Here is a 21,307-nt window from a genome sequence, read left to right as displayed (position 1 = left end):
CCTTGTCGGAAGTGGGTTCCGGCCGCGAGGCCGGAGAGCAGCAGGGTAACCGCCCCCTGCCGGACACCCGTTCGCCGGGTCCGCGCTTGTGTGCGGCGGACCCGGCGTGGGGCGGGGACGGCTGGCGCTCAGAGCGCGGAGATCTCCGCGACCAGGTCGTCCAGACCGAGCGAGCCCAGGGACAGCGCGGCCATGTGCCATGCCTTGGCGTCGAAGTCGTCGCCGTGCGCGTGCCGGGCGGCGGCGCGGCCGGTCAGCCAGGCGCGCTCGCCGAGCTTGTAGCCGATGGCCTGGCCCGGCATGCCCAGGTAGCGGATCAGCTCGCTGTCGACGAAGTCCGCCGGGCGGCCGCTGTGCATGCCGAAGAACTCACGGGCCAGCTCGGGCGTCCAGCGCTCGCCCGGGTGGAACGGGGAGTCCGCCGGGATCTCCAGCTCCAGGTGCATGCCGATGTCCACGATGACGCGGTTGGCCCGCATCATCTGCGCGTCCAGGTAGCCCAGCCGCCGCTCGGGGTCGGTGAGGAAGCCCAGCTCGTCCATCAGGCGCTCGGCGTACAGCGCCCAGCCCTCGGCGTTGGCGCTGACCATGCCGACCGTCGCCTGGTAGCGCGACAGGTTCTCCGCCACGTGCGCCCACTGGGCGATCTGCAGGTGATGGCCCGGCACACCCTCGTGGTACCAGGTGGAGACCAGGTCGAAGATCGGGAAGCGGGTCTTGCCCATGGTGGGCAGCCAGGTCCGGCCCGGCCGGCTGAAGTCCTCGGAGGGGCCGGTGTAGTACGGGGCCGCCGCGCCGCCGGGCGGGGCGATCCGGGACTCCACGACCTTGACCCGGTCGGCGAGTTCGAAGTGCACGCCGTCCAGCGCCGAGATCGCCTCGTCCATCAGCTCCTGGAGCCAGGCGCGTACCTCGTCGACGCCCTCGATGGCCTGGCCGTGCCCGTCCAGGTGCTTGAGCACCTCCCAGGGCGTCGCGTCGGGCAGGATCTTGCCCGCCTCGGCGACCATCTCGGCGTGGATGCGGTGGTACTCGGACCAGCCGTACGCGTACGCCTCGTCGAGGTCCAGATCGGTGCCGTTCCACAGCATCGCCCAGCGGGCGTAGCGCTCGCGGCCCACGGTGTCGGGCGCGCCCTCGACGCCGGGGGCGTAGGTGTCGCGCAGCCAGTCGCGCAGCGCCGCGTAGGCGGCGGTGGCCTCCGCGGCGGCGGCGTCCAGCTCGACCCGCTGGTCCCGAGGTCCCTCGGCGACGAGCCCGGCGAACCAGCTCTGGCCGCTCTCCTCGCCGATCCACTCGCCGATCTGCCCGATCACGGTGGCGACCTGGCGCGGTCCGGCGGGCAGGCCGCGGGCCAGGCCCTCGGTGAGCGAGGCGCGGTAGCCGGCCAGCGCGGCCGGGATGGCGCGCATCCTGGCGGCCAGGTCCGCGTGGTCCTCGGCGCTCTCGGTCGGCATCAGCGTGAACGCCTCACGGATGCCGTGGGCGGGGGAGTCCAGGTTGCTCACCGCGCGCAGGTGCTCGTCGGCGCCGTGCACCGCCAGCTCCGAGGTCAGCCGCTCGCGCAGCAGCCGCGCGCAGCGCCGCTCCGCGTCGCTGTCCCCTCCGGGCCGCGCCTCCGCCTCCGCGAGCCGCTCCAGCGTGGCCACGGCCAGCGCCGCCCGTGCGTCGGCACCGGCGGGTGAGAAGTCCGGCAACCGGCGAGCGCTGTCAGGCGCCCCCAGGTACGTGCCGAGAATCGGGTCGAGTGCGAGGAGGTCGTCGACATAGGCGTCGGCGACCTGGCGGGGCAGCGGTGCGCTGGTGAGAGTGGACATCCTCCCATCCTGGTACGTGATCGGCCCCCGCGTCACCACCATTGTTGTGGTGATGCCTTACGCGCTCCGCGCAGGGGTGATGGTTTCCACGGCGCCCACGCCCGGCGATCGTCTCCGCGGCGCCCGCGGGGGGCGTTGCGCGCTCCGCGCGGGGTGGTGCGTAGGGCGTTCGGCCCGGCAAGTGATGCCTTTGCGCTGCCGCCGGTCGCGCGGCGATGGCCTGCGGGCCCGGCCCGCGCTGCGGTGGGCTCCGGGCCCCGCCCGCGGGGTGGTGCGTAGCGTGCTCGGCCCGGCAAGTGATGCCTGTGCACGGCCGCGGGTCGCGCGGCGATGGCCTGCGGGCTCGGTCCGCGCCGTGATGCGTTGGGCTGCCGCCGTCCGCGCCGCGCGGACTCCGCGCCCGGTCCGCGGGCTCGCCGTGGTGGGTCGGCCTGGCGCAGGCGGCGTTATTCCGGCGGCAGCAGTGGGCCGCAGCTCCATTCCTGGAATATGAGTCGCGTCTCGACGCGGGCGACCTCGCGGCGGGAGGTGAATTCGTCGATCACCAGCCGCTGGAGATCCGAGGTGCCGGTGACCGCGACGTGTACGAGGTAGTCGTCGGGCCCGGTGAGGTGGAACAGGGCGCGGGATTCGGGCAGGGCGCGGATGCGGTCCACGAACGGGGTGATCAGTTCGCGGCGGTGGGGGCGGACCTGCACCAGCAGAAGGGCCTCCAGGCCGCGGCCGAGTTTGGCCGGGTCCAGCCGCAGCTCGTGGCCGAGGATCACCCCGCCGCGGCGCAGCCGGGCCACCCGGTCCAGGCAGGTGGAGGGGGCGACGCCGACCGCCGCGGCGAGGTCGCGGTAGGTGGTCCGGGCATCGTTCTGGAGGAGCCGGAGAATTTCGAGGTCCACCGGATCGAGCGTGACGGAATCGGCCATTGGCCGAACGTAACACGGAGCTTTCCCCGGATGAGCCGGTGGTCGTTCAGTCTGACGGGCATGGAGACGACCGCAGCAGTGACGTCGCCGCGACCCGAACGGTCGCTGGCCACCGAAGCCGTGCACGCCGGCCGCGAGGACCTCGCGGCGCTCGGGGTGCACGCTGTTCCGCTGGACCTGTCCACCACCTATCCGTCGTACGACAGCCGCGGTGAGGCCGCACGCCTCGACGCCTTCGCGGCCACCGGCGAGCAGCTGCAGGGCCCGCCGGTCTACGGGCGGCTCGACAACCCGACCACCGCCCGTTTCGAGACCGCGCTCGCCCGGCTGGAGGGCGCCGAGTCCGCGGTGGCGTTCGCCAGCGGGATGGCCGCGCTCAGCGCCTGCCTGCTGGCCCGCGCCTCCGAGGGGCTGCGCCACGTGGTCGCGGTCCGGCCGCTGTACGGGTGCAGCGACCACCTGCTGACCGGCGGGCTGCTCGGCACCGAGGTCACCTGGACCGACCCGGCGGGCATCGCCGACGCGCTGCGCCCCGACACCGGACTGGTCATGGTCGAGACCCCCGCCAACCCGACGCTCGCCGAGGTCGATCTGCGGGCGGTCGCGTACTCCTGCGGCTCGGTGCCGCTGCTGGTCGACAACACCTTCGCCACCCCCGTGCTCCAGCGGCCGGTCGAGTCGGGCGCCCGGATCGTGCTGCACAGCGCGACCAAGTACCTCGGCGGGCACGGCGACGTGCTCGGCGGTGTGGTGGCCTGCGACGAGGACTTCGCCCGCAAGCTGCGGCACATGCGCTTCGCTACCGGCGGGGTGCTGCACCCGCTGGCCGGGTACCTGCTGCTGCGCGGCCTGTCGACGCTGCCGGTACGGGTGCGCGCCGCGTCCGCGACGGCCGCCGAGCTCGCGGCCCGGCTGGCCGGCGACCCGCGGGTGTCCGCCGTGCACTACCCGCGGATCGGCGGCGCCATGGTCGCCTTCGAGGTGGCCGGCGACCCGCACGCGGTGATCGGCGCGGTCCGGCTGATCACCCCGGCGGTCAGCCTGGGCAGCGTCGACACCCTCATCCAGCACCCGGCCTCGATCAGCCACCGCATCGTCGGCGAGAACGACCGGCACAGCGGCGGTGTCGGCGACCGGCTGCTGCGGATGTCGGTCGGCCTGGAGGACGTCGAGGACCTGTGGGCCGACCTCGACGCCGCCCTGGCCGCGTCGGCGCCCGCCCGGCGGGCGCACGCCGACGCGGCGGCGGTCAGCTCCTAGCCGAGCCCCGCAGGGAGGCGGACGGCGCGTCGGTGCCCGGAAGGGTCGCGGTGATCACCAGCGTGCCGTCCTCCACCTGGTAGTCCAGCGGGAGTTCGAGGTAGCGCATCGACGCCACCATGCCGGTGTTGGTGGACCGGGTGACGGCGTAGACGCTGTCGCGGTCCGCGGCCACCGCCAGCTCGACCAGCTTGCGCAGCAGCGCCAGGCCGATGCCGCGGCGCTGCCAGTCGTCCTCGACGAGCAGCGCGACCTCGTTTTCGTCGCCGTCCCACAGAAGATGGCCGAGTGCCACCAGTCGGCCCGAGGCGGTCTCGACAGCGAGCGACTGGCCGAACCTCGGGCTGAGCAGGTGCTGCAGATAGCGGTCCGCGTCGTTCACGGGGCCGTGGTAGCGCTTGGCCAGCGTGTCCGGGGTGCAGCGCTCGTGCATGGCCAGCGCCGCCGCGAGGTCGTCGGGGCCCGCCCGGCGGATGGTGATCGCGTTGCCCGCCGGCAGGGTCAGCACGTCGCGGCTGTGCGGCACCCGTACCCCCAGCCGCGCGTCGAGCTCCAGCAGCGCGCGGGCGCGGGCGAACTCGGTCGGGGTGAACGGCAGATGCTCGCGCCGTACGGTGATGGTGCCGCCCGACGGGTCGTGCAACCGCAGCACCGTACCCTCCAGCGTGTCCTCGCAGCCGTCGCCCGGACCCTCCGCGGGCGTGGAGCTGATGCTGCAACGGCCGAACATCTCCCGCAGCGCGAGGGGCAGTTCGGCGGCGTCGAGCGCGGTGCGGGTGGCCAGGGTGAGCATCCGGGTCGGGGCGTCCACCAGGTCGTGGGCGTCGGCCCGCTCCAGCCAGGTGTCCGTGCCGCCCGCGTCGGCGACGGTCAGCGCCAGTGCGGTGGCGGGCAGCCCGGCCGGGGCCCGCAGCAGGAACTCGTCCACGGTGCCGTCGGCCAGCGGGTGCGTCTGCAGGGTGATGATGTCGATCCGGCTCTGCGCGAAGGCGGTGCACACCGCGCCCAGGCTGCCGGGGGTGTCGCGTACGGTCGTCCGCAGCCGCCAGAGCGCCGACTCCCCGTCGGCGCTGGTGCCGCTCTCGCGTCGGCCGTCGTCCCCGGTGGCGGCGTCGCCCGCCGCCGTGCGGTCCGGGACGCCCCGGACGGCGGGGGCGGGCGGCGCATGGCTGTGGCGGCGTGCCCACCACGTGTGGAGGCCGGCCGCCACCAGGAGCGCCGCCCCGGACGTCATCAGCAGAACGCGCCCGTCGGGTCCGTGGTCCACCAGGTCGGCCACCAGATCGGCGGTGGCCATCGCCGTGAACATCGCGGCCACTTCGACGAGGTCACGTCGCCAGTGGCGCTGCCGGTTTCTCGCTTTGGCGGGAGTCACATGAGGCATACACCTACCCTGCCGAACGTGTGTTGCGGCGTCACGAACTTTCCGTGACCGGACGGTAAAGGCCGGATCTTCTCGGCCAATTTACGTTTTCCATGCTTTTGCCGACCGGTCCCGCTGCTACCGCGTGGTAGGAAAGTGGCGGCACGCAGTGTCCCCCCTCGGCGGGAGCCATGGTCAACGAGGGCTCCCGGCGCCTACGATGGCCCGACCCCAGCCCGCCGCGGACCCGAGCCGCCCGACCCGCGCCGCATACATCCCCCTACCGGCGCAGCGACGATGACTGCCGAACAGACACCGCACACCTTCCAGGTCGATCTGCGTGGCCTGGTGGATCTCCTCTCCCACCACCTCTACTCCAGCCCGAAGGTCTATCTGCGGGAACTGCTGCAGAACGGCGTGGACGCGATCACCGCCCGCCGCACCGAGGACCCCACGGCGCCCGCGCACGTCCTGCTGCGCACCGAGCCGGGCGGGTTGCGGGTCGACGACAGCGGGATCGGTCTGACCGAATCCGATGTGCACTCTCTGCTCGCGACGATCGGCCGCAGCTCCAAACGGGACGGGCTGGAGTCGGCGCGCACCGAGTTCCTGGGGCAGTTCGGCATCGGCCTGCTCGCCTGCTTCGTCGTCGCCGACACCATCCGCGTCGTGAGCCGCTCCGCCCGCGACCCGCAGGCGCCGCCCGTCGAGTGGCGCGCGCACGACGACGGCTCCTACACCGTACGGACGCTGCCCGACGAGGCCCGTACCGAGCCGGGCACCACCGTTCACCTCATCGCCAGGCCCGGCGCCGACGACTGGTTCACCCCCGAGCGGGTCACCGAACTCGCCCGGGATTTCGGCTCGTTGCTGCCGTACGACGTCCGCGTGGACGACATCGCTGTCACCGACCGGCCGCCGGTGTGGGAGCGCGCCTTCCCCAGCGCCGCCGCCCGCCGGATCGAACTGGGCCGCTACTGCCGGGAGCGGTTCGGCTTCCTGCCGCTGGACACCATCGACCTCGACGTGCCCGTCGCCGGGGTGCGCGGTGTCGCCTATGTGCTGCCGTCCGCGGTCAGCCCCGCCCAGCGCGGGGGCCACCGGGTGCACCTCAAGGGCATGCTGCTCACCGAGCGCGCCGACGAACTCCTGCCCGACTGGGCGTTCTTCGTCCGCTGCGTCATCGACACCGACACCCTGCGCCCCACCGCCTCGCGCGAGCACCTGTACGCCGACGAGACGCTCGCCGCCGTCCGCGACGCGCTCGGCGACCGGATCAGGGAGTGGCTCACTACGCTCGCCGCGGGCGACCCCGAACGCCTCACCCACTTCCTGTCCGTGCACCACCTGGGCGTCAAGACGCTGGCCCGGCACGACGCGGACCTGTTCAAGGTGATGCTGCCCTGGCTGCCGTTCGAGACCACCGACGGACAGCGCTCCCTCGACGAGTTCGCCCGCCGCCACGCCACCGTCCACTTCACCCGTACCGTCGAGGAGTTCCGCCAGGTGGCCGCGATCGCCGCCGCGCAGGGCATGGGCGTGGTCAACGGCGGTTACACCTACGACGCCGAACTCGTGGGGATGCTCGCCCGGGTACGGCCGGGCACCGCCGTCTCCGAACTGGATGCCGACACCGTCACCGCGCACCTGGACACCGTCGACCCCGAGGAGGAGCTCGCGCTGTCGGGGTTCCTCACCGCCGCCCGCGCCGCGCTCGACCCGCTCGGCTGCGACGTCGTGCTGCGCACCTTCCACCCGGTGTCGGTGCCCGCGCTGCACCTCGACGACCGCGCCGCCCGCCACGAACGGGCCCGCGAGGACGAGCAGGAACAGGCCGACGACCTGTGGGCGGGCATCCTCGGCTCGCTGCGCGGCAGCGCCCCCCGGGCCCGCCTGGTGCTCAACCACCTCAACCCGCTGGTCCGCAAGGTAGGCGCGCTGGCCACCCGCGAACTGGCGGGCACCGCGGTCGAGGCGCTCTACGGCCAGGCCCTGCTGATGGCCCAGCGCCCGCTGCGCGCGGCCGACTCGGCGCTGCTCAACCGCGCCTTCCTCGACCTGCTGCGGTGGGCGACGGAGCAGCCCGCCCCGCAAGCCGGGCCCGTCGAGCGGGAGGACGGCCGATGAGCGCGCAGCCCCGTACGGCCGAGACCATCCGCCAGGCCATCGAGGAGAACCGGGCCGAGCCGGAGGGCGCGGCCCGCAACGCTCGGGCCGAACGTCTGGCGGAGGAGGCCGACCGCACCGGCGACCGGCGGCTGATCGTCGAGGCGCTGTTCAACCTGCTCACCGCGTACAACTACAGCGCGGAGTCCGACAAGAAGTTCGTCCCCTTCGCGAAGGCGCTGCGGATGTGGGACGAACAGCCGGGCGACTTCGACGAGTTCGCCACCCACAGCCTGCACTGGTACTTCAAGTGGGTCTCCAGCGGCATGCTCGACCAGCCGCACATCCCGCTCGCCGCGATCGAGAAGTGGCAGAGCGAGATGGAGCGCCGCTACCGGCTGGCCGGTCACTCCGAACGGGCGGTGCGGCAGGGCGAGTTCAGGATCGCCCGGCACATCGGCGACCTGCCGCGCGCCGAACGCGCCTACGCCGCCTGGCAGACGGCCGACCGCGACGAGATGAGCGACTGCCAGGCGTGCGAACTCCACCTCCAGGGAAGCTGGCAGGTGCTGCGCGGCCGCGACGCCGACGCGCTGGACAACTGGCGGCCGGTGCTGGCCGGCGAACTGACCTGCGCGCACGAGCCGCACGCCGTGCTCGCCTCCTCACTGCTGCCGCTGCTGCGGCTCGGCCGTGCCGACGAGGCCCGCACGAACCACCTGCGCGGCTACCGGATGGTCCGCGCGATGGAGAGCATGCGCGCCGCGGTCGCCCAGCACGTGGAGTTCTGCGCGCTGACGGGCAACGAGGCGCGCGGCCTGGAGATCCTCGCCCAGCACCCCGAACACTTCACCGCGGACGGCGACCCCGACAGCCTGATGGACCACCTCGCGGTGACCGCCCTGCTCACCGCCCGGCTGACCGCGCTCGGCCACGGCGCGCAGCCGGTGCCGGGGCCGGGCGAGCGCGACTGGACCGCCGCCGAGCTGAGCGACCACGCCAGGACGCGGGCCCTGGACCTGGCGCGCGCCTTCGACACCCGCAACGGCACGGGAGCGGTCTCCGAAGGCGTACGGGAACGGATGGCGGCCCGGCCGCTGGCCGAGCGGCTGCCGCTGGGCGTGCGGTCGGCGCGGCTCGACCGGACCGGGGCGCCGGAACCCGTCGCGGCGGTCCCGGTGGTGAACTCCCCGGCCGCAGAAGGCGACCTGGACGCACTGCTCGCCGAGGCGCGCCGGCTGAGCGAGGGCGGCCACCCGCGGGCCCACCAGGCGTGGACCGCCGTCGAATCGGCGGCGGCGCGCGGCGGCGCGGCGCTCGACGCCAAGGCGCGCGCCGAGATCACCGACCACGCCGGGATGACCGCGATCGGCGACCCGGCCGCCGCGCACGCGCTGTTCCTGCGCGCGGCCCGGGAGTTCGAGGCGGCGGGGGAGCCGGGCGAGGCCGCGGCCTGCCGCGCGCGGGCCGCCTACGCCCACGCGCTGACCGGCGAGGTCCGCGCCGCGCTGCGCGCGGTGGACGAGCAGTGCGCGCTGCTGTGCGCCCTGCACGGCCAGGAGCAGGCCACCGCGCGCCAGCTCACCGGCGCCGCGCTGCTGCGCTGCCGCATCCTGCTGGAGCGGGCGGCCGACCCCGAGGAGCGGGCCGCCGCGCTCGACGACGCCCTGCAACAGGCCGCGGACGCCGCCGAGTTCAGTGAGAAGTACCGGACCGAGACCGGGATGACCGCCCGCCTCGCCGACGCCACGGTGATGCTCGGCAGGCTCGCGGCGGGCCGCGGCGACGAGGAGCGGGCCATCGCCCTGCTCACCCGCGCCGCCGCGCTGCACCACGAGGCGGGCCAGCCGTGGTACGCCGCCGAACCCGAGGGCGCGCTCGCCGAACTGACGCTGCGTCATGACGACCCGCGGACCGCCGCGGACTCCGCGCTCGCCGCCCTCGCGGACGGCCAGGAGATCCTGGAGCCGCCGCACCGCACCCAGCTGCACCTGCTCGCCAGCCAGGCGCTCGCCGCCCTCGGCGACGACGAGGGCGCCGCCTCGCACGCCCTGGACGCCGCCCACTGGGCCGACGAGGCGGGCTTCGGCGAGGGCCCCGGCGCCACCGCCCGGCTGCTGTTCGGCGGCGCGCTGCGACGGCTGGGCCGGACCGCGGAGGCCGCCTCCGTACTGGAGTCCGCGCTGCCGGACCTGTTGCGCGGCGGCCATGACGAGGGTGAGGTCGTCCAGGCCCGCTGGTGGCTCGCCGAGAGCCAACTCGACCTGGGCGAGGCCCGGGAGGCGGCCGAGCAGTTCCTGCTCGCCGCCCAGGCGGTCGAGGCCGCCGACGGCCCCGGTGACGTCACCGACCACGCGATGCTCGCCAACCTGGCCGCCGACGCCCTCAACCGGGCCGGTCTGCACGACGAGGCGGTACGGGCCTACGCGGGCGCCGAGCAGCTGTGGCGCGCCGTCGGCGACCCGCACGCCGTCGTCCGCACCCTGCGCGCCCGCGCCTGGATCGAACTGCGGGACGGCCGCGCCGGACTCGCCGCCGCCCGGCCGCTGATGGACGCCGCCGCGGCCTCGGCCCGCGAGGCCCTCGACGCCGCCGCCTCCGAGCACGACGCCGCCCATCTGCGGGTCGACCTCGCCGACACCTACCGCCAGACCGGCGAGATCATCGTGCGCGCCGCCGACGCCACCGACGAGCCGGCCCCGGCCGTCGCCCTCGAAGAGGCGCTCGCCTGCGCCGAGCTGGCCATCTCCACCCTCGCGCCGCTCGGCGCCGACGCCCGTGACGACCGCACCTCCGCCGCCCTCATGGCCGCCTGGCTCGAAGCCGACCTCGGCCGCCCCGCCGCCGCGGCGGCCCGCGCCCGCGCGGTCAGCACCGAGTACGCCGCCGCCCCCGGGCCCATCGGCGACAGCCGCCGCGCGGAGGCGTCCGCCATCCTCGACCACACCAGCGCGGACCGGCCCGACACGGCCTGACGGCCGCCCTAGGGCCCGGTGGCTTCCGCCAGGAGGGTCAGGGCGCGGGTCAGGGCTTCCGGGGTGAGGTGGGCGTAGCCGACGACGAGGTGGACGCGGTCGTCGTCGGGGGCGGCCGGGGTGGTGAGGTAGTCGGACAGCGGCCGCACCGTGACACCGGCTCGGTGGGCCGCGGCGTGGAAGCGGGCGTAGGGGCCGTAGCGGGCGGGGAGCGTGACGATGGCGTGCAGCCCGGCCGCGATGCCGGTGACCTCGGCGCCGGGGAAGCGGTCGGCGAGGACGGCGGTCAGGGTGTCGCGGCGCCGCCGGTAGAGGCGCTGGCAGCGGCGCAGCTGCCGGTCGTACTGCCCGGAGGTGAGGAACTCCGCGAGCACGGCCTGTTCGGTGACCGGGTTGCCCAGGTCCATCGTGCGCTTGCGCAGCGCCGCGTCGGCGACGATGTCGGGCGGCGCGACCAGCCAGCCCAACCGCAGCCCTGGGGCGAGGGACTTGCTTACCGACCCGGTGTACGCGACGTGCCCCGGCGCCAGGCCCTGGAGGGCGCCGACGGGGGCGCGGTCGTAGCGGAAGTCGCCGTCGTAGTCGTCCTCGACGACCAGGCCGTCCACCGAACGCGCCCAGTCGGTGAGCAGCGCGCGGCGGCGGGCTGAGTACGCCACCCCGGACGGGAACTGGTGGCAGGGCGTCACCACCGCCGACCGTACGCCGGTCGCGGTCAGCGCGTCGACGGACAGCCCGTCGGCGTCGACCGGCACCGGGACCGCGGTCAGGCCGGTCGCGGCCAGCAGCCCGGTGTGCTCGGGGCTGCCCGGGTCCTCCACGGCCATCGCGCGGTGGCCCCGGCCGTGCAGGACCAGTCCGAGCAGGGTGTGCGCCTGGGCCACCCCGGAGCAGACCACGAGCTGGTCGGGGTCCGCGGCCACCCCGCGGCGCCGGGTCAGCAACTCCGCGAGCGCCGCGCGCAGTTCGGGCAGGCCGCGCGGGTCGGGGTAGCCGAAGGCGCGGTTCGGCAGCCGCGCGAGCACCCGGCGGTGGGCGGCCGACCAGGCGGCCCGCGGGAAGAGCGAGAGGTCCGGCAGGCCCGGCCGCAGGTCCAGCGGCCCGCCCCGGTCGTCGGCGCCCGGCGCACCGGCCGCCGACGCCGCGGGCGAAGCCGCCCGCACATCCGTCACCCACGTCCCCGACCCCTGGCGGCCCGTCAGATAGCCCTCCGCGGTGAGCTGCGCGTAGGCGTCCGTCACCACACCCCGCGACACCCCCAGATCCGCGGCCAGCTCCCGGCTCGACGGCAACTGCGTCCCGGGCGCCAACCGCCCCGCCCGCACCGCGTCCCGTAACGCCGCCTGCAACGCCCGCCCCCGCCCCCGCACCCCCACCTCCCCCGAGACCACCAACAACTCCCACGCCGCCGTCCACCCAGGGCTGCCGCCCCGCGCCGCCGCGCCGTCGCCCGAACCGCCGCCGCCCGGCCCGCCGCCCGGCCCGCCGCCCGGGCCGTCCGCAGCGGCGGCGGAAGTGGTCCTCGTATTCGCCATGGCATTGGACCTTAATCCGGACCGCTTCGTCTTCATAGCGTGCTCGTATGAACTCCTCTCACCGCGGCGGGTTCCTGCTCGCCGCACTCGCTTGCGTCCTCGTCGGCGCGTCCTTCACCGCGGGCGGCGCGCTCGTGGACTATCCGCACGCGGGAGGGCAGGCGTTGCGGTACGGGTCGGCGTGTCTGCTGCTGGTGTGGCCCGCGCGGAAGGGGGCGGGGCGGCGGTTGCGGGGGCTGGGCGGGCGGCAGTGGGCGCTGGCGGGAGCGGTGGCCGCGGTGGGGATGGTCGGGTTCAACCTGGCGATCCTGGCGGCGGAGCGCACCGCGGAACCGGCGGTCCCCGGGGTGCTGGTGGGGTGCGCGCCGGTGGTGGTGGCGGTGCTGGTGCCGCTGGCGGCGGGACGGCGGCCCGCCGTGGCGGTCACCGCGGGGGCGGTGCTGGTCGCCTCGGGCGCCTTCGTGGTGCAGGGGTGGGGCGGCACCGACGGCGCCGGGCTGTGCTTCTCGGTGCTGGCACTCGTCGGCGAGGTCGGCTTCGCGCTGCTCGCCGCGCCGCTGGTCGGCCCGCTCGGGCCGCCGCTGCTGTCGGCCTGCGTGTGCGGCCTCGCGGCCGTCGAGGCGGGCGCGGTGGGTCTGCTCACCGACGGCACGGCGGCACTGCGGATGCCCACCGGATCCGAGGCGCTGGCCCTCGGCTGGCAGTCGGTGGTGGCCACCGTGATCGGCTTCGTCTGCTGGTACGCGGGCCTCCAGCGGATCGGCACCGAACGCGCCACCCTCTTCTCCGGGCTGATCCCGGTGGCCGCCGCGGTCACCGCGCCGATCGTCGCCGTCGGCACCTTCGGGGCGGGCCAACTCGCGGGCAGCGCACTGGTCGCCGGCGGCGTCGCCGTCGGCTCGGGCGCCCTCGGTGCGGTCGGGTGGCGGCGGACACCGGCACCGCCGCCACCAGCAGCGGCGCTCGCGGCGGACCGCCGCGACACCTCCGCCAGGATCATGGAGACCTCACCCGCCGCGCCGGGAACTTCAGCGGGATTGGGCGAGTTGTGACAGTACGGGCCGGTGCACGCACCGGCCCGGCCAGCAGCCCCGACCGGGCGCCCCCGTCCCGGTCGGGGCCTCGTAGGGCCTGACCGGCCCTGCCCCCCGATCCGCCGATCCCCTCCACCGGCGGAAGTACGTCACTTCGCGCCGAGCGCCTGCTGCAGCGGATCGATCGCGAAGTAAGCAGCGAAGCACAAGGACACGCCCCACACCAGCGGGTGCACCTCCCGGATCTTGCCGAGCGCGACCTTGATGACCACGTACGACAGGAAGCCCGCGCCGATGCCGTTGGTGATGCTGTAGGTGAAGGGCATCGCGGCGATGGTGAGGAAGGCCGGGATCGCGATGTCGTACTGCGTCCAGTCGATGTTGCGGACCTGCGCCATCAACAGGAAGCCGACGGCGACCAGCGCGGGCGCCGCCGCCTGTGAGGGCACCACCGACGCCAGCGGCGCGAGGAAGAGCGCGACCGCGAAGAGCGCGCCGGTCACGACACTGGCGAGCCCGGTCCGCGCGCCCTCGCCGACACCCGCGGCCGACTCCACATAGGCGGTGTTGGAGGAGACCGACGCCGCGCCGCCCGCGACCGCCGCGGCGCCGTCGATGAACAGCACCCGGCCGATGTGCGGCACCCTGCCCTCCTCGTCCAGCAGACCGGCCTCGCTGGAGATGCCGACGATCGTGCCCATCGCGTCGAAGAAGTCCGAGAGCACCAGGGTGAAGACGAAGAGCGAGGCGGTCACCACGCCCGCCTCCGAGAAGCCGCCGAAGAGGCTGAAGTGGCCGAGCAGGCCGAAGTCCGGTGCGGCGGTGATGTGGTGCGGCACCTTCGGGACCGTCAGCCCCCAGGCCGCCGCCGGGATGTCCGCGATCTTGTTGACCACGATCGCCACCACCGTCATCACCACGATGCTGATCAGGATCGCGCCCTTGACCCGCCGGGCGACCAGCGCCACCGTCAGCAGCACACCGAGGCAGAACACCAGCACCGGCCAGCCGGTCAGGGTGCCCGAACCGCCCAGCTGTACGGGCACGGTGGTGTGCGCGGCGTCCGGGATCCGGCTGGTGAACCCGGCGTCCACGAAACCGATGAACGCGATGAAGAGCCCGATGCCGACACTGATGGCCTGCTTGATGGGCAGCGGGATCGCGTCCATGATCGCCTGCCGCAGCCCGGTCGCGACCAGCAGGCAGATCAGCAGTCCCTCCAGGACCACGAGCCCCATCGCGTCCGGCCAGCTCATCCGCGGCGCGAGCTGGAAGGCGACCACCGCGTTCAGCCCGAGGCCCGCCGCGATCGCCAGCGGCAGATTGCCGCCGACACCCATGACGGCGGTCATCACCGCGGCCACCAGCGCGGTGGCGGTGACCAGTTGGGCGGTCGACAGATGGTGCCCGAACTTGTCCGTCGCGCTCCCGAGGATGATCGGGTTGAGCACCAGGATGTAGGCCATCGTGAAGAAGGTGGCGAACCCTCCGCGTATCTCACGCCCCGGCGTCGAACCGCGCTCCGATATACGGAAGAAGCGGTCGAACGGGGTGCCGGCGGAAGGCGGTGCGGACGTCGGCTGCTCGGCGTCCACGGATGGTCCGGACATGCTGCTCCTCGGGATCGGCGCTTGCTGGCGGGCACTGCTGATCAGCGTGGTATCACGGTCGTGTTTCGGCCATGCTCAGGTCAACACCTACGGCACGACCAGCTGTTACCTCCGCGTCGTCGCTGGACAGCGCCGGGGCCGGTCGGATGGGATGGGCGGGTGAGTGACGACACCGCGGTCGCGGTCTTCGAGGCGCACCGGCCGGTACTGACCGGGGTCGCGTACCGGATGCTCGGACGGTTCGCCGACGCCGAGGACGTGGTGCAGGAAACGTGGTTGCGCTGGGACGGCGCCGACCGCGCCGCGGTCCGCGAACCGCGCGCCTTCCTCGTGCGGACCACCACCCGGCTGGCGATCGACCGGCTGCGGCATGTGCAGTCGCGCCGCGAGTCCTACGTCGGCGAGTGGCTGCCCGAGCCGCTGACCACCGACGGTCCTTCAGCGGCGGCCGACGCCGAGGAACGGGTCCTGCTGGCCGAAACCGTGTCGTTCGCGATGCTGGTGCTGCTGGAGTCGCTCTCCCCGCTGGAGCGCGCGGTGTTCGTGCTGCGGGAGGCGTTCGGCTATCCGTACGCCGAGATCGCCGCCGTCCTGGACCGCGGCGAACCGGCGGTCCGGCAACTCGCCGGGCGCGCCCGGCGCCATGTCGAGGAGCGGCAGCCGCGCTACGACGCCGACCCGGTGGTCGGCGCGGAGGTCACGGAACGCTTCCTCGCCGCCTGCGTCGGCGGCGACCTGGAAGGGCTGATGGCACTGCTCGCGCCCGACGTGCGGCTCATGGGCGACGGCGGCGGTGTGCAGAAGGCGCCGCTGCGCGTCATCGAGACCGCGTCGAAGGTCGGCCGCTTCCTGCACGCCATCTCCTCCGACACCCCGCCCGACGCGGCCGTCACCTTCCGCGAGGTCAACGGCGCGCCCGCGATCGTCATCACCACCCACGGCCGCCCGCACACCGTGGTGGCGCTGGAGACCAGGGACGGCAGGATCGCCTGCGTCTATCTGCTGACCAACCCCGGCAAGCTGACCGGCATCAGATGACGGTGGCCGACCGGGCGGCGGCGGATGCCGGGCGGCCGGCCGCCGCCGTCGGGCCGCGGCTCAGAGCCCGCCGCTGACCCGCAGCACCGCGCCCGTGGTGTACGACGCGTCGGGGGAGAGCAGCCAGGCCACCGCGCCCGCGATCTCCTCGGGCTGCCCGGGACGCCGCATCGGCACCCGCTCGGGGTTGCGCCACGGCCGCTCCGGGTCGCCCATCGCCGCGTGGATGTCGGTGACGATCATGCCGGGCTGTACCGAGTTCACCCGCACCCCGTCGGGGCCCAGCTCCTTCGCCAGCCCCAGCGTCAGGGTGTCGACGGCCGCCTTGCTCGCCGCGTAGTGCACGTACTCGCCGGGGCTGCCCAGGGTGGCGCCGCCCGACGACATGTTGACGATCACCCCGCCCGCGCCGCCGTACCGGGTGGACATCTCCAGCGCCGCGCGCCGGGCGCAGATCAGGGCGCCCATCACGTTCACGTCCACCACGCGGCGCATCACGTCCACCGGCGTCTCGGTGAAGCGGCCCAGCGGACCCGTGATCCCCGCGTTGTTCACCAGCCCCGTGATCGGGCCGAGCTGCTCCTTGACCGCGTCGAACAGCGCGTCGACCCGCGTCTCGTCGCTGGTGTCGACCTGGACGACCGCGCACCGCCCGCCCGCCTCGCGTATCTGCCGGGCGACGTCCCGCGCCGCCTCCTCGGCCCGCTCGTAGCCGATGCCGACGGCGTGGCCCTCCGCGGCGAGCCGCAGCGCCACCGCGGCGCCGATCCCGCGGCTGCCGCCGGTGATGACCGTGACGGGACTCATCGATACCGCTCCCTCGCACTCTTCCTGCCGTTCACCTGCGGCGCGTCCGCCCGCACGGTGATCACGAACGCTATCGCAGCGGTCCGTCAACATCGCGTGAACGTCCCGCGTACCGGGCCCCGGAGCGGTGGGCGCGATCGAGGATTGGTCTTGACCAAGTTCACGACACGGCTCTATCGTCCGTAGTAGTGCAAGGACCTTTAATAAACAGTGGTTCGGAAACAAGCCTTAACAAGGTCTGACAGGACGTCGGCCAAGGCCCGTCCAGGGCCCGGTGATTGCGAGGACAGGGTGGGGACCACGCAGCTCGAATCGGTGCAGGAGCCGAAGTACTGGCACCTGAAGTCCGTGCTGAACGACGCCCTCGACTCGGAGTTCGAGGTCGGTGAGATCCTGCCCAACGAGCGTGATCTCGCCGCCCGCTTCGGTGTCGCCCGCGCGACCCTGCGCCAGGCTCTCGAACAGCTCGAACTCGAAGGGCGGCTGCAGCGGCGCCGCGGCGTCGGCACCACCGTGGCCCCGCCGCGGATGGGTGTGGCCGTCGGCCCCTCGGCCAATGTGTGGCCGGGCGCCCGCCTCGACACCTGGAACACCGTCGGCTGCGTCGAGGCCGTACCGCCGGCCCGTATCGGCGGCCTGCTGGGCATCGGCGCCGAGGAGACGGTGCACACCATCCGCCGCGAGCGCGTGATGCGCAACCAGCCGGTCGGCGCCGAGCTGCTCTACGTGCCGTCGGCCTCCGTACCCGGGCTGTCCACGATGCTCTCGCCCGCGAGCCACGCCCCGGCGGTGCTGCGCGAGCTGCACGCCCTGGAGCTGGAGGGCGAGGACCGCGCCGTCGAGCTGGGTTCGGCGAGCGCCCAGGACGCCAAGCAGCTCGACCGGCTGCCCGGTGCCCCGGTGCTGGTCGTCACCACCCGTTACTTCGTGGGCGGCCGGGTCGCCGCCGCGTCGGTGGCCACCTACCGCGCCGACACCTGCCGCCTCACCTTCGGCGACTCCGGCGCGGTCGAGGTCACCCACCACCAGCCGGACACCCGCCAGGCGTCCTGACGCCGCGGGCGCACGCCGCAGAAAGAGGGCCGATCCCCATGGGGGATCGGCCCTCTGTGCCGTCCGCTCAGTGACGGGCCAACGAGGTCTGCTCCACCGCGAAGAGCTGCTCCTCGACGTGGTCCAGGGCCAGTCGGAGCGCGCCGGTGGCGATCGCCTCCTGGCCCAGGCCGGAGAGCGTCACATTGGGCGGGCGCAGGCAGTAGCGCGCCAGCTCGGCCCGCAGCGGCTCCAGGATGCCGTCCAGGCCCGCCGCCCAGCCCCCGATCACCACCAGCTCCGGGTCGATGGCCAGCACCAGCGCCGCCACGTCGTGCACCAGCCGCCGCAGGAACCGCTCCACGGCGTCCTTGGCCTGCACGTCGCCCTGCCTGGCCAGAGCGAAGACCCGCTCGACCGCCGGTTCGTCCAGCGGGTGCAGTGGGGTGCCCGTCGTCGACAGCAGGTACTCGGGGGTGACCTCGCGGCCCAGCAGGTGCAGGGCGCCGATCTCGCCCGCCGCGCCGCCGAAACCGCGGTGCAGCCGCCCGCCGATCAGCGAGCCCGCGCCGGGGCTGAGCCCGGCGAGCACGAAGACCACGTCGTCGATGCCGACGGCGACGCCCTTCCAGTGCTCGGCCACCGCGGCCACGTTGGCGTCGTTCTCGACCAGTACGGGGCAGCGGAAGGAGCGCTGCAGCCGCTCGCCCAGCGGCAGCCCGGTCCAGCCGGGCAGCGCGGTGCTCAGCCGCACCTCGCCGTGGGCCTCCACGATGCCGGGGCTGCCCACACCCACCGCCCAGAGGGTGCTGCGGGCCACCCCGGCCTTGCGCAGCAGCTCGGCGACGGTGCCGCGGACCCGCTCCAGCCGGTCGTCGGCGGAAGCGGCCTCGTCCACCTCGCGCCAGTGCGAGCCCAGCACCTGGCCGCTGAGGTCGGACAGCACCACCCGCACCTGGTGCGCGCCGATCTCGATGCCCAGCAGATGCCCGGCCTCGGCGTGGAAGCGGAAGCGGCGGGCGGGGCGGCCCTGCTTGCGCGCGTCGCCACCCTCGGGAGCGACCTCCACCACCAGGTCGGACTCCGTCAGGCCCTCGATGACGCCTTCGACGGTGGGCCGGGACAGGCCGGTGCTGTGCACCAGCTCCGTGAGGGTCGGGGTCTGCGCCCCGCGCAGGGCGTGGAGGACGACCGCGGAGTTGATCCGCCGTAGCAGGGATGGGTCCCCGCCGGTGAGCCGCCCCAACGTATGTCCTCCCAGCCTGTACCTGTGTGTGGCGGATCGTACCCGGCGGACGGCCCCGCGGCGAGTGCCGACCGTGACCGATGTTCCACGGCGTGCCGCCGGAAGTCCTGACGGACCGCCAATTGTCTTACGGGAGAGCTTTACTGGACACATGGATCTTGTCGCCCAGCTTGCCACCGTGGACGTCCTGCGCGCCCGGGAATTCCCCGCGCAGCGGGTCCGCTCCGGCGCGGTGGACAGCGGCCCCGGCTTCCATGTCGCCGATCTCGCGGTCAGCGAGGACTTCTGGGAGGACGACGGCAGCCGCCGCGCGGTGGTGGGCGACGACTTCGGGGCGGCCTGCCAGGCGCTGGTGGAGATCCTGGCCCGCCGCTGGGGCGAGCCGCACACCGTGGACCTGGCTCCGTATCTCGCCCGCCTGGACGAGGGCGGTACGGTCCCGCCGCCGCTGGGGATGCTGTGCGGCTATCTGCCCGAGGTCTACGGCTGGCAGGTCGACGACAGGTGGATAGCGGTGGGGGTCGGGCAGTGGGACGGGGAGTTACCGTTCCAGCTCGTCGTGGCCGTGGGGGAGCGGGGCGTCGTCTGACGCGGCGGCCCGCAGCCGGGCGAACTCCGCGGCGAGCTGGGTGGGTGTCCAGTGGGCGTTCAGGCCGCTGGGGCTGGGCAGCACCCAGACGCGGGTGCCGCCGATGACCGTGTCCTGCGGGCCGACCTGGGCCCGCTTCTCCGCGAAGGCGACGCGATAGGCGGTCACGCCGAGCACCGCCAGCCACGCCGGGCGGTACCGCTCGACCTTGGCGGTCAGCCGCCGCCCGCCCTCGACCAGCTCCCGCGGGCTCAGCTCGTCCGCCCGCGCGGTGGCCCGGCCCACGACATTGGTGATGCCCAGGCCCAGCGTCAGCATCTCCCGCTGCTCCCCGGGCGCGAAGCGGCGCGGGGTGAAGCCGGAGGCGTGCAGCGCGGGCCAGAACCGGTTGCCGGGGCGCGCGAAGTGATGTCCGGTGAAGGCGGACATCAGGCCCGGGTTGATGCCGCAGAACAGCACCGACAGCCCGTCGGCGATGACGTCCTCCAGGATCCGGTCCCGGGCCGCCGCCAGCTCCTCCGGGGTCAGAGGATCGCCCCGGGGCGGTACGCGGCGGCCTGCGGGTGCGCCTTGGTCACGTCCTCGATCCTGCGGACCACTTCGGCGACCTGGCCGGCGGCGGCGCCGGTGAAGGAGAGCCGGTCCGCCATCAGCGCGTCGAGCTGCGCGCGGTCCAGCGGGATCCGGTCGTCGGCGGCCAGCCGGTCGAGCAGTTCGTTGCGCTCGGCGCCCTGCTCGCGCATCGCCAGCGCCGACGCCACCGCGTTCTCCTTGATCGCCTCGTGCGCCAGCTCGCGGCCCACCCCGGCACGCACCGCGCCCATCAGCACCTTGGTGGTGGCCAGGAACGGCAGGTAGCGGTCCAGCTCGCGGGCGACGACCGCCGGGAAGGCGCCGAACTCGTCGAGCACCGTCAGGAAGGTCTCCAGCAGCCCGTCGAAGGCGAAGAAGGCGTCCGGCAGCGCGACCCGGCGCACCACCGAGCAGGACACGTCGCCCTCGTTCCACTGGTCGCCGGCCAGCTCGCCGGTCATCGACGCGTAGCCGCGCAGGATCACCATCAGGCCGTTGACGCGCTCGCAGGAGCGGGTGTTCATCTTGTGCGGCATCGCGGAGGAGCCGACCTGGCCCGGCTTGAAGCCCTCGGTGACCAGTTCGAGTCCGGCCATCAGCCGGATCGTCTTGGCCAGCGAGGAGGGGGCCGCGGCGAGCTGCACCAGCGCGGTGACGGCGTCGTAGTCCAGCGAGCGCGGGTAGACCTGGCCGACCGAGGTGAACGCCCGGGAGAAGCCCAGGTGTTCGGCGATCCGGCCTTCCATCTCGGCCAGCTTCGCGGCGTCGCCGCCCAGCAGGTCCAGCATGTCCTGCGCGGTGCCCACCGGGCCCTTGATGCCGCGCAGCGGGTAGCGGCCCAGCAGGTCCTCGACCCGCTCGAAGGCCACCAGCAGCTCGTCGGCGGTGGTCGCGAACCGCTTGCCCAGGGTGGTGGCCTGCGCGGCCACGTTGTGCGAGCGGCCCGCCATGACCAGCTCCGCGTACTCGCCCGAGAGCTGGCCGAGCCGCGCGAGCACGGCGACAGTACGGTCCCGCACGTGTTCGAGCGACAGCCGGATCTGGAGCTGCTCCACGTTCTCCGTCAGGTCACGGGAGGTCATGCCCTTGTGGACCTGCTCGTGCCCGGCGAGCGCGTTGAACTCCTCGATCCGGGCCTTCACGTCGTGCCGGTTGACCTTCTCGCGCTCCGCGATCGAGGCGAGGTCGACCTGTTCGAGCACCCGCTCGTAGTCGGCGAGAGCCTGCTCGGGCACCTCGATCCCCAGGTCCTTCTGCGCCCGCAGCACGGCGAGCCACAGGCGGCGCTCCAGCACCACCTTCTGCTCGGGGGACCACAGGGCGGCCAGCTCCGCGGAGGCGTAGCGGCCGGCCAGAACGTTGGGGATACGCGGCTTAGCAGTCACGTGTGGAGAGCATACCG

16 protein-coding genes are annotated in these 21,307 nt (G+C 74.0%); 7 read left to right on the top strand and 9 right to left on the bottom strand.

Going from position 1 to position 21,307, the window contains the following annotated elements:
* Positions 1-128 precede the first annotated feature (128 nt).
* Both AB0M29_RS30495 and AB0M29_RS30490 read right to left on the bottom strand, forming a co-directional pair.
* The gene (locus AB0M29_RS30495; protein ID WP_365388445.1) at positions 129-1,817 is read right to left on the bottom strand and encodes a DUF885 domain-containing protein; all 1,689 of its coding nucleotides are present in this window, start codon (positions 1,815-1,817) and stop codon (positions 129-131) included.
* Positions 1,818-2,263: 446 nt separating this feature from the next.
* Entirely contained in the window at positions 2,264-2,737 is a 474-nt protein-coding gene (locus AB0M29_RS30490) for an Lrp/AsnC family transcriptional regulator (RefSeq protein ID WP_365388442.1), read from the bottom strand.
* Positions 2,738-2,797: 60 nt separating this feature from the next.
* Between AB0M29_RS30490 and AB0M29_RS30485 the strand changes: the two genes are divergently transcribed.
* Positions 2,798-3,997 (top strand): PLP-dependent transferase, encoded by a 1,200-nt coding sequence (locus AB0M29_RS30485; protein WP_365388439.1) that lies wholly within the window; start codon positions 2,798-2,800, stop codon positions 3,995-3,997.
* Here the strand turns inward: AB0M29_RS30485 and AB0M29_RS30480 are convergent.
* Complete coding sequence (locus tag AB0M29_RS30480; protein ID WP_365388437.1) at positions 3,987-5,381, bottom strand: GNAT family N-acetyltransferase; 1,395 nt, start codon at positions 5,379-5,381, stop codon at positions 3,987-3,989. The genes AB0M29_RS30485 and AB0M29_RS30480 overlap by 11 nt on opposite strands.
* Positions 5,382-5,657: 276 nt before the next feature.
* Here AB0M29_RS30480 and AB0M29_RS30475 point away from each other — a divergent pair, with 276 nt between their 5' ends.
* Positions 5,658-7,487 (top strand): HSP90 family protein, encoded by a 1,830-nt coding sequence (locus tag AB0M29_RS30475; RefSeq protein ID WP_365388435.1) that lies wholly within the window; start codon positions 5,658-5,660, stop codon positions 7,485-7,487.
* Positions 7,484-10,441 (top strand): tetratricopeptide repeat protein, encoded by a 2,958-nt coding sequence (locus AB0M29_RS30470; protein WP_365388433.1) that lies wholly within the window; start codon positions 7,484-7,486, stop codon positions 10,439-10,441. The genes AB0M29_RS30475 and AB0M29_RS30470 overlap by 4 nt, the downstream gene beginning before the upstream one ends.
* A gap of 8 nt (positions 10,442-10,449) precedes the next feature.
* Here the strand turns inward: AB0M29_RS30470 and AB0M29_RS30465 are convergent, their stop codons facing one another.
* Positions 10,450-11,976 carry a PLP-dependent aminotransferase family protein gene (locus AB0M29_RS30465; protein ID WP_365388430.1) on the bottom strand — a complete coding sequence of 509 codons (1,527 nt, stop codon included), beginning with the start codon at positions 11,974-11,976 and terminating at the stop codon, positions 10,450-10,452.
* A 47-nt stretch (positions 11,977-12,023) separates the two neighbouring features.
* Between AB0M29_RS30465 and AB0M29_RS30460 the strand changes: the two genes are divergently transcribed.
* Positions 12,024-13,028 carry a DMT family transporter gene (locus tag AB0M29_RS30460; RefSeq protein WP_365388428.1) on the top strand — a complete coding sequence of 335 codons (1,005 nt, stop codon included), beginning with the start codon at positions 12,024-12,026 and terminating at the stop codon, positions 13,026-13,028.
* 131 nt (positions 13,029-13,159) lie between these two features.
* On the opposite strand, the gene AB0M29_RS30455 is transcribed toward AB0M29_RS30460, so the two are convergent.
* Complete coding sequence (locus AB0M29_RS30455; protein WP_365388427.1) at positions 13,160-14,620, bottom strand: NCS2 family permease; 1,461 nt, start codon at positions 14,618-14,620, stop codon at positions 13,160-13,162.
* Between the two features lie 159 nt (positions 14,621-14,779).
* On the opposite strand from AB0M29_RS30455, the gene AB0M29_RS30450 reads away from it, so the two are divergent.
* Positions 14,780-15,658, top strand: a complete 879-nt coding sequence (locus tag AB0M29_RS30450; RefSeq protein WP_365388425.1) for an RNA polymerase sigma-70 factor — start codon at positions 14,780-14,782, stop codon at positions 15,656-15,658.
* Between the two features lie 60 nt (positions 15,659-15,718).
* Here AB0M29_RS30450 and AB0M29_RS30445 read toward each other — a convergent pair whose 3' ends face one another.
* A complete protein-coding gene (locus tag AB0M29_RS30445; protein WP_365388422.1) occupies positions 15,719-16,465 on the bottom strand; it encodes an SDR family oxidoreductase in 747 nt (248 codons plus the stop codon).
* Positions 16,466-16,756: 291 nt separating this feature from the next.
* Here AB0M29_RS30445 and AB0M29_RS30440 point away from each other — a divergent pair, with 291 nt between their 5' ends.
* Positions 16,757-17,518: a GntR family transcriptional regulator gene (locus AB0M29_RS30440; RefSeq protein ID WP_365388421.1), complete on the top strand. Its 762-nt coding sequence runs from the start codon at positions 16,757-16,759 to the stop codon at positions 17,516-17,518.
* 67 nt (positions 17,519-17,585) lie between these two features.
* Here AB0M29_RS30440 and AB0M29_RS30435 read toward each other — a convergent pair whose 3' ends face one another.
* Positions 17,586-18,743: an ROK family protein gene (locus AB0M29_RS30435; RefSeq protein ID WP_365388419.1), complete on the bottom strand. Its 1,158-nt coding sequence runs from the start codon at positions 18,741-18,743 to the stop codon at positions 17,586-17,588.
* 151 nt (positions 18,744-18,894) lie between these two features.
* Here AB0M29_RS30435 and AB0M29_RS30430 point away from each other — a divergent pair, with 151 nt between their 5' ends.
* Positions 18,895-19,332: a hypothetical protein gene (locus AB0M29_RS30430; RefSeq protein WP_365388417.1), complete on the top strand. Its 438-nt coding sequence runs from the start codon at positions 18,895-18,897 to the stop codon at positions 19,330-19,332.
* Here AB0M29_RS30430 and mug read toward each other — a convergent pair.
* Entirely contained in the window at positions 19,285-19,860 is a 576-nt protein-coding gene (gene mug, locus AB0M29_RS30425; protein ID WP_365388490.1) for a G/U mismatch-specific DNA glycosylase, read from the bottom strand. The two genes, AB0M29_RS30430 and mug, sit on opposite strands and share 48 nt — an antisense overlap.
* A complete protein-coding gene (gene purB / locus AB0M29_RS30420) occupies positions 19,857-21,290 on the bottom strand; it encodes an adenylosuccinate lyase (RefSeq protein WP_365388415.1) in 1,434 nt (477 codons plus the stop codon). The genes mug and purB overlap by 4 nt, the downstream gene beginning before the upstream one ends.
* Between the last annotated feature and the right edge of the window lie 17 nt (positions 21,291-21,307).

This window comes from Streptomyces sp. NPDC051976, from assembly GCF_040680795.1.
In the GTDB taxonomy this organism is placed as follows: domain Bacteria; phylum Actinomycetota; class Actinomycetes; order Streptomycetales; family Streptomycetaceae; genus Actinacidiphila.
Note: the sequence above shows the minus strand (reverse complement) of the source record. Positions and strands in the feature narration are given on the sequence as shown.